The organism is Pseudomonas sp. S2_C11, from assembly GCF_054668395.1.
The window spans coordinates 3643873-3657632 of the sequence record NZ_CP162765.1 but is presented as its reverse complement, the minus strand read 5'-3'; the positions used below and the strand labels follow the sequence as shown (position 1 = coordinate 3657632).

Here is a 13760-nt window from a genome sequence, read left to right as displayed (position 1 = left end):
GTGGGAGCGAGCCTGCTTGCGAATGCGGTAGTTCAGTCAATATCGATGTTGACTGAAACTCCGCGTTCGCGAGCAGGCTCGCTCCCACAGTGTTTTGCGCCAGCCGATTTACTCGGCGATCTGCAACTTGCGCGCTTCGGTGTAGACGTACCGCACTTTCTCGTACTCGAACGGCGAGTTCATCTGGCCGTAGCGGAAGCTGGTCTGGTAGCGCTTGTCGATCGCACGCAAGGCCCAGACTTCCGGGTGGTTGGAGCTGACTTCCGCGACGTTGAGGAAGTTGATCGCGGTGTCGGCGGTGTAATCCACGGCCAGACCTGCGGTGTCGCGGATGTTCGACGGGCCGAAGATCGGCAGTACGAAGTAGGCGCCGCCCGGTACGCCATAGAAGCCCAGAGTCTGCCCGAAGTCCTCGTTCTGGCGCGGCAGGCCCATGGCGGTTGCCGGATCCCACAGACCGGCGATGCCGATCGTGGTGTTGAGCAGCAGGCGCGCAGTGGTTTCCATCGAGCGCTGGCCCTTGAACTGCAGCAGGCTGTTGACCAGGTTCGGCACGTCGCCAATGTTGTTGAAGAAGTTGCTCACCCCGGTACGCACGAAGCTTGGGGTGATGTAGCGATAGCCATCGACCACTGGCAAGAACACCCACTGGTCGAAGCGGTAGTTGAAGTGATAGACCCGGCGATTCCACGATTCCAGCGGGTCATAGACGTTCAGCGCATTGAGCGTGGAGCGTTCGAATTCGCGCTGATCCAGGCCCGGGTTGAACTTGAGTTTGGTCAGCGGCTGCTTGAAGCCGTCGCTGTCGACCACCACCGGTGCATCGGCTTTACTGTTGTCGGCCTGGGCCACGCCTGCACAGAGGAACGCTGCAATCAGCAGGAGATATTTAGCCACGGAAGAACTCCAGCATGGCGTCGCTGTTGACGCGATAGTTAAGGTTGCCGCAGTGGCCGCCCAGTGGATAAACGGTCAGGCGATCACCGAAGGTTTTCCGCAGGAAGCCCAGGTCGCCAGGGCCGAGGATGACGTCGTCGGCGTTGTGCATGACGGCGATTTTCGGGCTGTCGTGCAGGTAGTCCTTGAGCGCATACAGGCTGACCTGATCGATCAGTTGCAGCAGGCTGCCGCCGTCGGTGCGTGCGCGCCACATCGGAATAACCTGCTCGGTGATGTAGCAGTCGAAATCGCATTGCAGCGCACGCTTGAGGAACGGCGTGAGGCTGGTGCCTTCGGTGATCGGGAATTTCGGCGGGGTGATCAGGCCGCGACGGTTGACCAGGTCCGAGGTGTAGGCAATGTCGGCTGCCGAAAAGCGGAACGACGTGCCGATGAGCATGGCCATCTGTTCGTTGGTCAGGTGCTGCTTGGACTGCTGGAAGTCGTACAGCAGCGCATCGTTGAGATCGATGTAGCCTTTCTGCTGGAAGTAACGGGTCAGCTTGGTCAGTACCAGTTCATAGAACGTGGTGCTGTTGTTGATGCCCTTGACCTCGGTCTGCACCAGTTTGTCGAGGTTGGTCACCGAGGTATAGAGGTTGACCGGCGGGTTGAGCAGCAGGACTTTCTTGAAGTTGAAGCTGCGGCGAGTCTCGTCCAGATGCGCGACGAACGCGGCATCAAGGGCGCCGAGGCTGTAGCCGGTCAGGTAATACTCGGTGACCGGCAGCTTCGGGTTCTGCGCCCGCACGGCCTGCATCACCCGATACATGTCTTCGGCGTCTTCCTTGGTCACGCCCGGCGTGGCGAAACGCGAGGCAGCGCTGATGAAGTCGAAGCTGGTCGGCGAGGACAACTGCACGACGTGGTAGCCGGCCTTGTAATACAGCTTTTTCAGGTATTCGTTGAGCGTGCTGTCAAAGCGCGCGCCGGTGCCGGCAATCAGGAAGATAAGCGGCGCCGGTTTGTCCTGCGTGGCGATGCGGTAAGTGAGTTTCTTCACTGCCCAGAAATTGTCCGGCAGTTGGAATTCACGCTCCGGGCGCAGGGTGAGGCTGCGGTCCGATTGATTGATGTCGTCGTCCAGCGGCAGCTCCGGACGCAGGTCCGGTGGTGTCGTGGCGATCGTCGCCTCGAACGGGTTGGTCAGCGGGTAGCCATAGCTGGCGGCGTCGATATCCACCGCCAGCGCGGACGCACTCAAGATAAGGCCGCTGAACAGCGCGGCGAAGCGCAAGGAACGGAGCATGACTAGATCCCTTAGAGGAAGGTGCCGATTGAAGTTCGCAGGCTATGACCACCGGCCGTGCGCCAAAGTGCCATGCTGCGGCACCAAACAGGCGGAATTCGGGGTAATAGTAGCTGGACGATACACGTTGCAAGGGCTCGCTGAACAGTTAACAGTTGTTAGTGCTTGCGAATGCCGGTCGGCAGATTAAGCTGGCCGCCGATTTCCGCAGATTGGAGTGCTCCATGTCCCGCCGCTTGCCCGTGATTGTGCTGCTTGTTTTGTTGCCGCTGTGGCTGGCCGGCAGTTATGCCGCGCGCTATGGCTTCATGGAAGATGGGCAGTGGGTGGGCATCTGTGTCGACGACGCCGGCCGCTGGGAATGCGTGGTGCGTTCGAACCTTGGGCTGATGATTCATTTCAAGGTGCTGGGCTGGGCGGCGGTGGGCGCGGCGGTATTGGCGTTTGTATTGCCGGGACGGGCAGGGTGGTGGCTGGCGGTGCTGGCGCTGGTGTTCGGCCTGCCGGCGCTGGCGTTGTACAACACCACATTAGCGGTATTTGCGGTGGTGATTGCCGGATTGCGCCTGGTCCGCGAGTCCCGCAGCGCCTGACAGTCAGTCATCGCGGGCAAGCCCGCTCCCACAGGGATTGAGGTGAACACAACATTTGTGTGCAGCAGAAATCCTGTGGGAGCTGGCTTGCCAGCGATGGCGATTTCGAAAGCGCTGAAATCAGGCCTTGCGAACCCGCAGACAGCGCCACAACGCCACCACCATCAATCCACTGACCAGCGCCCAGCCCCACGCCTGCTGATTCAGCATCCCTTCCTGATACAACTGCGGTGCAATCCCCGCGCCAACGATAAAGGTCAGCAGAGCAACCTCCCGACGCGGCACGCTTACCGGGCGGCACAGGTAGACCAGCGCCGGGAGGACGAACGCCATGCTGGCGAAACTGCGATAGCGCGGGTCGAAGACCATTTCCAGCATCATCACCGCCGCGGCAAAACCGGCCACCGCGACCAGCCAGCCGGCGCGACGCTCGAGCAAATCGAATGCTCGCGCGCGCCAACCGCTGCGTGCGCTCAACGTCAGCGCGGCATGCGCGAGCACCAACAGATTCAACCCGGTCAGCAAGCCGACCCACAGCCATTCACCGGCAAACCGTGTGGTCAATCGAGCCAGATCGCCCCAGGCGCCAATCGAGCACGCTGCGACCGCGCCCAGCAGCGGTAGCAGCAACGCCGAACGAGTGGTGCGCACGCGTCCACCAAGGATCAGCGTGCCGAAGAAAATCAAAGCACCGACTGCCAGCCATTCTTTCCAGTACGGCACGTTGCTCACCGGTCCGGCGAGCACGCCTTTGTCCTGCCGATCCGCATCGAACAGCCCCCAGTAGCCGCCGACCGCGCCTTCACTGCCGCGCTTCCACGGTTGATCAAAGGCTTCGATCAGGTTGTAACGCCAGCCTTCCTGCTCGGCCATCGCCACGAATCCACGAATGAATTTCGCCTCGTTGACCCGGCTCGGCACGGCGGTCTCGCGCTGGCGGCCTTCGCTGGGCCAGCCGGTTTCGCCAATCATCACGTCTTTCGGAGCGAATTTGTTGCCGAACACCTGACGCACATCCGCCACATGCCGCAGCGCCACGTCGATATTCGACGGATCGTCTTCCCAGTACGGCAGCAAGTGAATGGTCAGAAAGTCCACGGCCGGGGCGATTTCCGGATGCTTGAGCCAGAATTCCCAGACGTCGGCGTAGGTCACCGGTTGCTTGACCTGGCTTTTGACCTTGTTGATCAGCCGGGCCAGTTGTGCGCCAGTGACCTCTTTGCGCAGCAGCGCTTCGTTGCCGACGATCACCGCTGTAACCACGTCGGGGTTGGTATTGGCCGATTTGATCAGCAGCTCGACTTCCTGTTCGGTGTCGACCGGGTTGCTGTTGACCCAGGCGCCGATCATCAACTTCAGACCGTGTTTGCGCGCCAGATCGGGCAGGGCGTCGAGGCCGGTCATCGAGTAGGTGCGGATGCATTCAAAGCGCGTCGCCAGCAGCGCGAGGTCGGCATCCATGCGCTCGGGGCGCAATTTGAACGGCACGTCGAACGGCGATTGGTCTTTGTCGAACGGTGTGTAGGAGGCGCAGTGCAACTTGTGCGTCGGCGTCGCGGCGTCCGGCAGGATCACCGGTTGGCCGAGGCCATACCAGAAACTGCCCAGGGCCAGGAGCCCGAGCAGGCAGGCGAACAGATAAGGCAGAAAAGGAAATCGGTACGTTGCGGACATGGTCAGGCCGAGTGGCTGCAAAGCGACGCATGTTACCTGCATTTATAGAAGGGCAGGTGGCTCGCAGGCGTTGTACATGCAAAGTTCGGGCGGATTGTCTGGCGTCAATTAATCTCGCTTGATTAATGGCTTTCTGATGTCGTTTCTCGCTGCCTTGAGGTCGCTGACAGAGCAGGTCGCCGGCCGCTTGAGGTTGATGATCAAACCATCAGTACCCTTTTTGAAAAATCGGCTGATGTTCGGTGTGTGAGGTCCGGCGTGATGGGGGCGCTGTGCACCATAACAATACGTTGACGATGCCCGGCATCCGTCGGGCGCAGCATTTCGGGGAAGTAAACGATGAAGATGCGACGACTTTTAGGCGCAGGTGCCGCTTTGGTGCTTGCGATGAGTTCCACTTTCGCCAACGCTGAAAAACAGACCCTGAACATCGGTTACGTTGACGGCTGGTCCGACAGCGTCGCGACTACCCACGTGGCGGCCGAAGTGATCAAACAGAAGCTCGGTTATGACGTGAAGCTGCAAGCCGTCGCCACCGGGATCATGTGGCAGGGCGTGGCCACCGGCAAACTCGATGCGATGCTCTCGGCCTGGCTACCCGTGACCCACGGTGACTATTGGACGAAAAACAAGGATCAGGTCGTCGATTACGGCCCGAACTTCAAGGACGCGAAGATCGGCCTGATCGTGCCGGAGTACGTCAAAGCCAAATCGATCGAAGACCTGAAAACCGACGATACCTTCAAAAACCGCATTGTTGGCATCGACGCCGGTTCAGGCGTAATGCTCAAGACCGATCAGGCGATCAAGGATTACGGCCTGGACAAATACAGCCTCAAGGCCAGTTCCGGCGCCGGCATGATTGCCGAGCTGACCCGCGCCGAGAAGAAGAACGAATCCATCGCCGTCACCGGTTGGGTGCCGCACTGGATGTTCGCCAAGTGGAAACTGCGCTTCCTCGACGACCCGAAAGGCGTGTATGGCCAGGCTGAAACCGTGAACAGCATCGGCAGCAAAGGCCTGGACGCCAAGGCGCCGGAAGTGGCCAAGTTCCTGAAAAACTTCCAGTGGGCCTCGAAAGACGAAATCGGCGAGGTCATGCTGGCGATTCAGGACGGTGCCAAGCCTGATGCAGCGGCCAAGGACTGGGTGGCCAAACACCCGGATCGTGTAGCTGACTGGACCAAATAATTTAAACACCGCCACACCCCTGTGGGAGCGAGCCTGCTCGCGAATGCAATCTGTCAGTTGATGCAATATCGACTGATACGACGCCTTCGCGAGCAGGCTCGCTCCCACAGTTTTTTTCTGTGTACCGGAAAATGGCTAAAACATCATGGCCATCTACTACTAAGGTCGTCTGGAACCTCTCTCGCAGCCGCATACATTAGCTACGTTCCAACAATAATTTGTGCTGCGAGGATAAAAACAATGAACGACAGCATTTACCTCTCGATTCAGAACAGTCCCCGATTCAAGGAGCTGGTTCAGAAACGGGAACGATTCGCCTGGATTCTCTCGGCAATCATGCTTGGGCTCTACTCCGCATTCATCCTGCTGATCGCATACGGGCCGCACGTGCTCGGGGCGAAACTCAGTCCTGAATCCTCGATCACCTGGGGCATCCCGATCGGTGTCGGCCTGATCATTTCAGCCTTCGTCCTGACCGGCATCTACGTGCGCCGCGCCAATGGCGAGTTCGACGACCTGAACAATGCGATTCTCAAGGAGGCTCAGCAATGATCCGGCGTCTACTGGCTCTATTGAGTGTTGCGGCTTTCGCGCCGAGTGTCTGGGCGGCTGACGCGTTAACGGGGGAGGTGGCCAAACAGCCGCTGAACATCCCGGCGATCCTGATGTTCGTGGCCTTCGTCGGCGCGACGTTGTACATCACCTACTGGGCTTCGAAGAAAAACAATTCGGCCGCCGACTACTACGCGGCGGGCGGCAAGATCACCGGTTTCCAGAACGGCCTGGCGATTGCCGGCGACTACATGTCGGCTGCGTCTTTCCTGGGGATTTCCGCGCTGGTGTTCACCTCCGGTTATGACGGCCTGATCTACTCGATCGGCTTCCTCGTGGGCTGGCCGATCATTCTGTTCCTGATTGCCGAACGCCTGCGCAACCTGGGTAAATACACCTTTGCCGACGTGGCGTCCTACCGCCTCGGGCAAACCCAGATTCGCACCCTGTCCGCCTGCGGCTCGCTGGTGGTGGTGGCGTTTTACCTGATCGCGCAAATGGTCGGTGCCGGCAAGCTGATCCAGCTGCTGTTCGGCCTCGATTACCACGTTGCGGTGATCCTGGTCGGCGTGCTGATGTGCATGTACGTGCTGTTCGGCGGCATGCTCGCGACCACTTGGGTGCAGATCATCAAGGCAGTGCTGCTGCTGTCCGGTGCCTCGTTCATGGCGCTGATGGTGATGAAGCACGTGGGCTTCGACTTCAACACGCTGTTCTCCGAAGCGATCAAGGTTCACGCCAAGGGCGAAGCGATCATGAGCCCCGGCGGTCTGGTGAAGGATCCGATCTCGGCATTCTCGCTGGGTCTGGCGCTGATGTTCGGCACCGCTGGCCTGCCGCACATCCTGATGCGCTTCTTCACCGTGAGTGACGCAAAAGAAGCGCGCAAGAGCGTGCTGTACGCTACCGGTTTCATTGGCTACTTCTACATCCTGACCTTCATCATCGGCTTCGGCGCGATCCTGCTGGTCAGCACCAACCCGGCCTTCAAAGATGCAGCGGGCGCTTTGCTCGGCGGCAACAACATGGCGGCGGTGCACCTGGCCAACGCGGTGGGCGGCAGCATCTTCCTAGGCTTCATCTCGGCAGTGGCGTTTGCAACCATTCTGGCTGTGGTAGCCGGTCTGACGCTGGCGGGTGCTTCGGCGGTTTCTCACGACCTGTACGCCAGTGTGATCAAGAAGGGCAAGGCCAACGAGAAGGATGAGATTCGCGTGTCGAAGATCACCACCATCGCCCTGGCGGTGCTGGCGATTGGCCTGGGCATTCTGTTCGAGAGCCAGAACATTGCGTTCATGGTCGGCCTGGCGTTCTCGATTGCGGCGAGCTGCAACTTCCCTGTGCTGCTGCTTTCGATGTACTGGAAGAAGCTGACCACTCGTGGCGCGATGATTGGTGGCTGGCTGGGTCTGGTGAGTGCTGTTGGTCTGATGATCCTCGGCCCGACCATCTGGGTGCAGATTCTGCATCACGAGAAGGCGATCTTCCCTTACGAATATCCGGCGCTGTTCTCGATGATGATTGCGTTCATCGGGATCTGGTTCTTCTCGATTACCGACAAGTCGGCGGCTGCGGACAATGAGCGGGCGTTGTTCTTCCCGCAGTTTGTGCGTTCGCAGACCGGGTTGGGGGCGAGTGGGGCGGTTTCGCACTAAGAGATCAGTTGTAAGCTGCAAGCTGCAAGAAAACGCCCTGATTGAGAGATTGGGGCGTTTTTTTTGTGGGCGGTTATTGGTTGGTTTGGTGTGTATATCCGTTGCTGCGGTAACGGCGGCTTAGGGTTTCGCCCTTACGGCGAGTCACCTTTTTCAAACGCCAAAAAGGTAACCCAAAAGGCTTGCTCCTGCGTTCGGCCCTCGCAGGCTCGGGTCCCTTCGCTGCGGGATCGATCCGGGCGCAGCGGCTCCGGTTTGCTTCGCTGCACCTCCTTCCGCTGTGTCTGGCTGCGCCAGACGGTCGCTGCGCTCCCACGCCCGGATCAATCCCTCCACTCAGCCTTCCGACGTCGCCCGTGGATCAAGATCAAAAGCACTCGAGCTTGCGCTCATTGTTGAGTGGTTAGAAGCGTCGCATGGCTTGAGATTTTCGGTGGATTCGCCCCTCACCCCAGCCCTCTCCCGAGGGAGAGGGAGCCGATTTGTGTGGTGTTCAAAACCTGCATTCGACTCGGTATCGCAAGTCGGCGTGTTTCGCCCAAACACCTCGGTCAGTTCCCTCTCCCTCTGGGAGAGGGCTAGGGTGAGGGGCTCTTGATCTGGCTTTGGCTTTTGCTTTTGATCTTTTGCCCCTTCGGCAGGCTTCGTTACGGGATCGATCCGGGGGTGGGAGCGTAGCGACCGTACGACGTAGTCGTACACAGCGAGTGTAGGTGCAGCGAAGCCAACCGGAGCCGCTGCGCCCGGATCGGTCCCGTAACGAAGATACCCCGAGCCCTAGCGAGCGGGCCGTACGCCGGGGCAAAGCCTTTTGGGTTACCTTTTCGGCGTTTGGAAAAGGTGACTCGCTGTAAGAGCGAAACCGCCAGCGGCAGCACCCGCAGCAACGGATATGCCCCCAAAATCCAAGAACCAGTCGGCCCGAAGGCCGCTGAAACCACAAACAAAAACGGCCTCTATATAAGAGGCCGTTCCTGACACACCACTAAACCATCACAAAAAAGAAAAACCCTTATTTGCGATCTTCCAGCTTGGTAATGTCACGCGACTCGTAACCGGTGTACAGCTGGCGCGGACGGCCAATCTTGTACGGGCTCGAAAGCATTTCTTTCCAGTGCGAAATCCAGCCCACAGTACGCGCCAGGGCGAAAATCACCGTGAACATGCTGGTCGGAATGCCGATCGCCTTGAGGATGATCCCCGAGTAGAAGTCGACGTTCGGGTACAGCGAGCGCTCGATGAAGTACGGGTCGGTCAACGCGATCTCTTCCAGGCGCATGGCCAGTTCGAGTTGCGGATCGTTGTTGATGCCCAGTTCCTTCAACACTTCGTCGCAGGTCTGCTTCATGACAGTCGCGCGAGGGTCGCGGTTCTTGTAGACGCGGTGACCGAAGCCCATCAACTTGAACGGATCGTTCTTGTCCTTGGCTTTGGCGATGAACTTGTCGATGTTCGACACATCGCCAATCTCGTCGAGCATGGTCAGCACGGCTTCGTTCGCACCGCCGTGGGCAGGACCCCACAGTGCGGCGATACCGGCGGCGATGCAGGCGAACGGGTTGGCACCCGAAGAGCCGGCCAGACGCACGGTGGAGGTCGAAGCGTTCTGCTCGTGGTCGGCGTGGAGGATGAAGATCCGGTCCATGGCCTTGGCGAGTACCGGGCTGATCGGTTTGATCTCGCACGGGGTGTTGAACATCATGTGCAGGAAGTTTTCCGCGTAAGTCAGATCGTTGCGCGGGTACATCATGGGTTGGCCCATGGAGTACTTGTAAACCATCGCTGCCAGGGTCGGCATCTTCGCAACCAGACGGATCGCGGAAATTTCGCGATGCTGCGGGTTATTGATGTCCAGGGAGTCGTGGTAGAAGGCCGAGAGGGCGCCGACTACACCGCACATGACGGCCATCGGGTGGGCGTCGCGACGGAAACCGTTGAAGAAGGTTTTCAGCTGCTCGTGAACCATGGTGTGGTTCTTCACGGTGCTGACGAACTGGGCCTTCTGTTCTGCGGTCGGCAATTCGCCGTTGAGCAGCAGGTAGCAGGTTTCCAGGTAGTCCGACTTTTCAGCCAGCTGTTCGATCGGGTAGCCGCGGTGCAACAAAATGCCGTTGTCGCCGTCGATATAGGTAATTTTCGATTCGCACGAAGCGGTCGACATGAAACCCGGGTCGAAAGTGAAGCGGCCCGTGGCCGTCAGGCCCCGAACATCGATTACATCGGGACCAACGGTGCCGGTTAAAATGGGCAGCTCGACGGGGGCTGCGCCCTCGATGATCAACTGCGCTTTTTTGTCAGCCATGTGGCCTCCTATTTATGCTTGAACCATCAGACAGACCCCCCACGCAGGGCCCGCACCACTATAGTGAGATAAATTCGAATGTCAATTTGCCTAAAGTCTTGCTCCAGAAGGCTTTAAGCCGACTTTTTCCTCGAAATTGCCTGCCATTTACGCCTTTTATGCAACTTGTGCAATCCGCTATTGGGGGTAGGTGAACGCGTTGTCATTAGTAGCCTAACTGTCTATACTCGGCCACCGACCGCCAAGGGCTTTTGGGCTTGCTTTCATTGGGGGTCGCATCCCTGGGTGGTGGTTACCTGACCAGTGCACTCCCCAACAACTTTGCCCTGATTGTTAGGGGCTCTTCAGTGTGAAAAAAAAGCCGTGAAAAGCCAACGACCTGTAAACCTAGACCTAAGGACCATCAAACTCCCAGTCACTGCTTACACGTCCATTCTTCACCGTATCTCCGGTGTCATCCTCTTCGTGTGCCTTGCCATCATGCTTTACGCATTGGACAAGTCGCTGAGCTCCGAGGAAGGCTTCGGTCAGGTGAAAGCGTGTCTGACCAGTCCGCTAGCCAAGCTAGTGATTTGGGGCATCCTGTCCGCTCTGCTGTATCACCTGGTAGCCGGTGTGCGCCACTTGATCATGGACATGGGCATCGGTGAGACGCTGGAAGGCGGCAAACTGGGCTCGAAAATCGTTATCGCCGTTTCCGTGGTGGTAATCGTTCTGGCAGGAGTCTGGATATGGTAACTAACGTCACTAACCTGTCGCGTTCGGGCCTCTATGACTGGATGGCACAGCGTGTGTCTGCGGTCGTTCTCGCGGCTTACTTCATCTTTCTGATCGGATACATCGTCGCCAACCCTGGCCTCGAGTATGCCCAGTGGCATGAACTGTTCGCTCACAACGGAATGCGTATTTTCAGCCTGCTGGCCCTTGTTGCTCTGGGCGCTCACGCCTGGGTCGGCATGTGGACCATCGCGACCGACTACCTGACGCCAATGGCGTTCGGCAAGTCCGCAACGGCGATACGTTTCCTTTTCCAGGCAGTATGCGGCGTTGCGATGTTCGCTTACTTCGTCTGGGGTGTGCAGATTCTCTGGGGTATCTGATTCATGGCTAACATTCCAACGATTTCTTTCGACGCCATCATTATTGGTGGTGGCGGTGCCGGCATGCGCGCTGCGCTGCAGCTGGCACAGGGCGGCCACAAGACTGCGGTGATCACCAAGGTTTTCCCGACCCGTTCGCACACTGTGTCCGCACAGGGCGGCATCACGTGCGCCATCGCTTCCGCCGACCCGAACGATGACTGGCGCTGGCACATGTACGATACCGTCAAGGGTTCCGACTACATCGGTGACCAGGACGCTATCGAATACATGTGTCAGGAAGGCCCGGCTGCCGTGTTCGAGCTGGACCACATGGGTCTGCCGTTCTCGCGTACCGAGCAAGGCCGCATCTACCAGCGTCCGTTCGGTGGCCAGTCCAAGGATTACGGCAAGGGCGGTCAGGCTGCACGTACCTGCGCTGCATCCGACCGTACCGGTCACGCGCTGCTGCACACCCTTTATCAGGGCAACCTGAAAGCCGGTACCACGTTCCTCAACGAGTACTACGCTGTTGATCTGGTGAAAAACCAGGAAGGCGAATTCGTGGGTGTGATCGCGATCTGCATCGAAACCGGCGAAACCTCCTACATTCGTGCCAAGGCCACGGTTCTGGCCACTGGCGGTGCAGGCCGCATCTACGCGTCCACCACCAACGCCCTGATCAACACCGGTGACGGCGTCGGCATGGCTCTGCGTGCTGGCGTGCCGGTACAAGACATCGAAATGTGGCAGTTCCACCCGACCGGCATCGCCGGCGCCGGTGTACTGGTTACCGAAGGTTGCCGTGGTGAAGGTGGTTACCTGATCAACAAGCACGGCGAGCGTTTCATGGAGCGTTATGCTCCGAACGCGAAAGACCTTGCAGGTCGTGACGTGGTTGCCCGTTCGATGGTCAAGGAAATCATCGCCGGCAACGGTTGCGGTCCGAATGGCGACCACGTAATGCTCAAACTCGACCACCTGGGCGAGGAAGTGCTGCACAGCCGTCTGCCAGGCATCTGCGAACTGTCGAAGACCTTCGCCCACGTTGACCCGGTCGTTGCTCCGGTTCCGGTTGTGCCGACCTGCCACTACATGATGGGCGGCGTTGCCACCAACATTCATGGCCAGGCGATCACCCAGAACGCCGAAGGTCAGGACCAGATCATCCCTGGCCTGTTCGCGGTAGGCGAAGTGGCTTGCGTATCGGTACACGGTGCGAACCGTCTGGGCGGCAACTCGCTGCTCGACCTGGTGGTCTTCGGTCGCGCTGCCGGCCTGCACCTGGAAAAGGCGTTGACCGATGGCATCGAATACGACGACGCTACCGAGTCCGACATCGAAGCTGCACTGTCGCGTCTGAACGCGCTGAACAACCGTACCGACGGTGAAGACGTTGCCACCCTGCGTCGCGAGCTGCAAAGCTGCATGCAGAACTACTTCGGTGTATTCCGTACCGGCGAATACATGCAGAAGGGCATCGCTCAGTTGGCCGATCTGCGCAAGCGTATCGCCAACGTGAAGATCAACGACAAGTCGCAAGCGTTCAACACTGCACGTATCGAAGCGCTGGAACTACAGAACCTGCTGGAAGTGGCTGAAGCTACCGCCATCGCGGCCGAAGTACGTAAAGAGTCCCGCGGCGCTCACGCCCGTGAAGACTTCGAAGACCGTGATGACGAAAACTGGCTGTGCCACACCCTGTACTTCCCGGGTGACAAGCGCGTCACCAAGCGTGCCGTGAACTTCTCGCCGAAGACTGTTCCGACTTTCGAACCTAAAGTCCGGACTTATTAAGGGTGACCGCCATGTTGCAAGTCAGTGTTTATCGCTACAACCCTGATCAGGACGCCGCGCCGTTCATGCAGGATTTCCAGGTCGATACCGGTGGTAAAGACCTGATGGTGCTGGACGTGCTGGCCCTGATCAAAGAGCAGGACGAAGGTTTCTCCTATCGTCGCTCCTGCCGTGAAGGCGTCTGCGGCTCCGACGGCATGAACATCAACGGCAAGAACGGTCTGGCCTGCATCACGCCGCTGTCTGCCGTTGTAAAAGGCAACAAGCTGATCGTTCGTCCGCTGCCAGGTTTGCCGGTTATCCGTGACCTGGTCGTCGATATGAGCATCTTCTACAAGCAATACGAGAAGGTGAAGCCTTACCTGCAGAACGACACGCCGGCTCCGGCCATCGAGCGTCTGCAGTCGCCAGAAGAGCGCGAAAAGCTCGACGGTCTGTACGAGTGCATCCTGTGCGCCTGCTGCTCGACCTCTTGCCCGTCCTTCTGGTGGAACCCGGACAAGTTCCTGGGTCCTGCTGCGCTGCTGCAAGCCTACCGCTTCCTGGCAGACAGTCGCGACACCAAGACCAGCGAGCGTCTGGCTTCACTTGACGACCCGTTCAGCGTTTTCCGCTGCCGGGGCATCATGAACTGCGTCAACGTATGTCCGAAAGGCCTGAACCCGACTAAGGCCATCGGTCACATCCGTAACATGCTGCTTTCGAGCGGCGTGTGATTCAGCTGCTGTA

Annotated in this window: 12 protein-coding genes; 8 read left to right on the top strand and 4 right to left on the bottom strand. The window is 58.9% G+C overall.

Translation table 11 applies throughout. The annotated features are described in order from the left end of the window. Window positions 1-108 precede the first annotated feature (108 nt). Together AB4N48_RS16495 and AB4N48_RS16490 are read right to left on the bottom strand one after the other, a co-directional pair. Window positions 109-897, bottom strand: coding sequence for an MlaA family lipoprotein (locus AB4N48_RS16495; protein ID WP_041479602.1), 789 nt, complete (start codon window positions 895-897; stop codon window positions 109-111). Beyond that, window positions 890-2188, bottom strand: coding sequence for a serine/threonine protein kinase (locus tag AB4N48_RS16490; protein ID WP_258707793.1), 1299 nt, complete (start codon window positions 2186-2188; stop codon window positions 890-892). Before AB4N48_RS16490 ends, AB4N48_RS16495 begins: the two co-directional genes overlap by 8 nt. A gap of 224 nt (window positions 2189-2412) precedes the next feature. Between AB4N48_RS16490 and AB4N48_RS16485 the strand changes: the two genes are divergently transcribed. After that, complete coding sequence (locus tag AB4N48_RS16485; protein ID WP_150741304.1) at window positions 2413-2781, top strand: hypothetical protein; 369 nt, start codon at window positions 2413-2415, stop codon at window positions 2779-2781. A 120-nt stretch (window positions 2782-2901) separates the two neighbouring features. Here the strand turns inward: AB4N48_RS16485 and AB4N48_RS16480 are convergent, their stop codons facing one another. Beyond that, the gene (locus tag AB4N48_RS16480; protein ID WP_460093966.1) at window positions 2902-4497 is read right to left on the bottom strand and encodes a glycoside hydrolase family 17 protein; all 1596 of its coding nucleotides are present in this window, start codon (window positions 4495-4497) and stop codon (window positions 2902-2904) included. Between the two features lie 297 nt (window positions 4498-4794). Here AB4N48_RS16480 and AB4N48_RS16475 point away from each other — a divergent pair, with 297 nt between their 5' ends. The 3 genes from AB4N48_RS16475 (at window position 4795) to AB4N48_RS16465 (ending at window position 7853) form a co-directional block, all read left to right on the top strand. Further along, window positions 4795-5646: a glycine betaine ABC transporter substrate-binding protein gene (locus tag AB4N48_RS16475; protein ID WP_056783890.1), complete on the top strand. Its 852-nt coding sequence runs from the start codon at window positions 4795-4797 to the stop codon at window positions 5644-5646. Window positions 5647-5886: 240 nt separating this feature from the next. After that, entirely contained in the window at window positions 5887-6198 is a 312-nt protein-coding gene (locus AB4N48_RS16470) for a DUF485 domain-containing protein (protein WP_016771016.1), read from the top strand. After that, window positions 6195-7853, top strand: a complete 1659-nt coding sequence (locus AB4N48_RS16465; RefSeq protein ID WP_016771015.1) for a cation acetate symporter — start codon at window positions 6195-6197, stop codon at window positions 7851-7853. Before AB4N48_RS16470 ends, AB4N48_RS16465 begins: the two co-directional genes overlap by 4 nt. A 1012-nt stretch (window positions 7854-8865) precedes the next feature. Here the strand turns inward: AB4N48_RS16465 and gltA are convergent. Beyond that, a complete protein-coding gene (gltA, locus tag AB4N48_RS16460; RefSeq protein ID WP_003222994.1) occupies window positions 8866-10155 on the bottom strand; it encodes a citrate synthase in 1290 nt (429 codons plus the stop codon). Between the two features lie 363 nt (window positions 10156-10518). Between gltA and sdhC the strand changes: the two genes are divergently transcribed. The 4 genes from sdhC to AB4N48_RS16440 are packed head-to-tail and all read left to right on the top strand — an operon-like array spanning window position 10519 to window position 13747. After that, window positions 10519-10893 (top strand): succinate dehydrogenase, cytochrome b556 subunit, encoded by a 375-nt coding sequence (sdhC, locus tag AB4N48_RS16455; protein ID WP_016773673.1) that lies wholly within the window; start codon window positions 10519-10521, stop codon window positions 10891-10893. Then, complete coding sequence (gene sdhD / locus AB4N48_RS16450) at window positions 10887-11255, top strand: succinate dehydrogenase, hydrophobic membrane anchor protein (protein WP_008049683.1); 369 nt, start codon at window positions 10887-10889, stop codon at window positions 11253-11255. Before sdhC ends, sdhD begins: the two co-directional genes overlap by 7 nt. A 3-nt stretch (window positions 11256-11258) precedes the next feature. After that, window positions 11259-13031 (top strand): succinate dehydrogenase flavoprotein subunit, encoded by a 1773-nt coding sequence (gene sdhA / locus AB4N48_RS16445; RefSeq protein WP_024012149.1) that lies wholly within the window; start codon window positions 11259-11261, stop codon window positions 13029-13031. Between the two features lie 11 nt (window positions 13032-13042). Continuing rightward, entirely contained in the window at window positions 13043-13747 is a 705-nt protein-coding gene (locus AB4N48_RS16440; protein ID WP_016773675.1) for a succinate dehydrogenase iron-sulfur subunit, read from the top strand. Window positions 13748-13760 lie beyond the last annotated feature (13 nt).

Bases quoted from the DNA above. Each gene is read 5' to 3' on its own strand.
- sdhD (WP_008049683.1), top strand. From the start codon at position 10,887: ATGGTAACTAACGTCACTAACCTGTCGCGTTCGGGCCTCTATGACTGG.
- AB4N48_RS16440 (WP_016773675.1), top strand. From the start codon at position 13,043: ATGTTGCAAGTCAGTGTTTATCGCTACAACCCTGATCAGGACGCCGCG.
- AB4N48_RS16475 (WP_056783890.1), top strand. From the start codon at position 4,795: ATGAAGATGCGACGACTTTTAGGCGCAGGTGCCGCTTTGGTGCTTGCG.
- gltA (WP_003222994.1), bottom strand. From the start codon at position 10,155: ATGGCTGACAAAAAAGCGCAGTTGATCATCGAGGGCGCAGCCCCCGTC.
- AB4N48_RS16480 (WP_460093966.1), bottom strand. From the start codon at position 4,497: ATGCAGGTAACATGCGTCGCTTTGCAGCCACTCGGCCTGACCATGTCC.
- AB4N48_RS16490 (WP_258707793.1), bottom strand. From the start codon at position 2,188: ATGCTCCGTTCCTTGCGCTTCGCCGCGCTGTTCAGCGGCCTTATCTTG.
- sdhA (WP_024012149.1), top strand. From the start codon at position 11,259: ATGGCTAACATTCCAACGATTTCTTTCGACGCCATCATTATTGGTGGT.
- AB4N48_RS16485 (WP_150741304.1), top strand. From the start codon at position 2,413: ATGTCCCGCCGCTTGCCCGTGATTGTGCTGCTTGTTTTGTTGCCGCTG.
- AB4N48_RS16465 (WP_016771015.1), top strand. From the start codon at position 6,195: ATGATCCGGCGTCTACTGGCTCTATTGAGTGTTGCGGCTTTCGCGCCG.
- AB4N48_RS16470 (WP_016771016.1), top strand. From the start codon at position 5,887: ATGAACGACAGCATTTACCTCTCGATTCAGAACAGTCCCCGATTCAAG.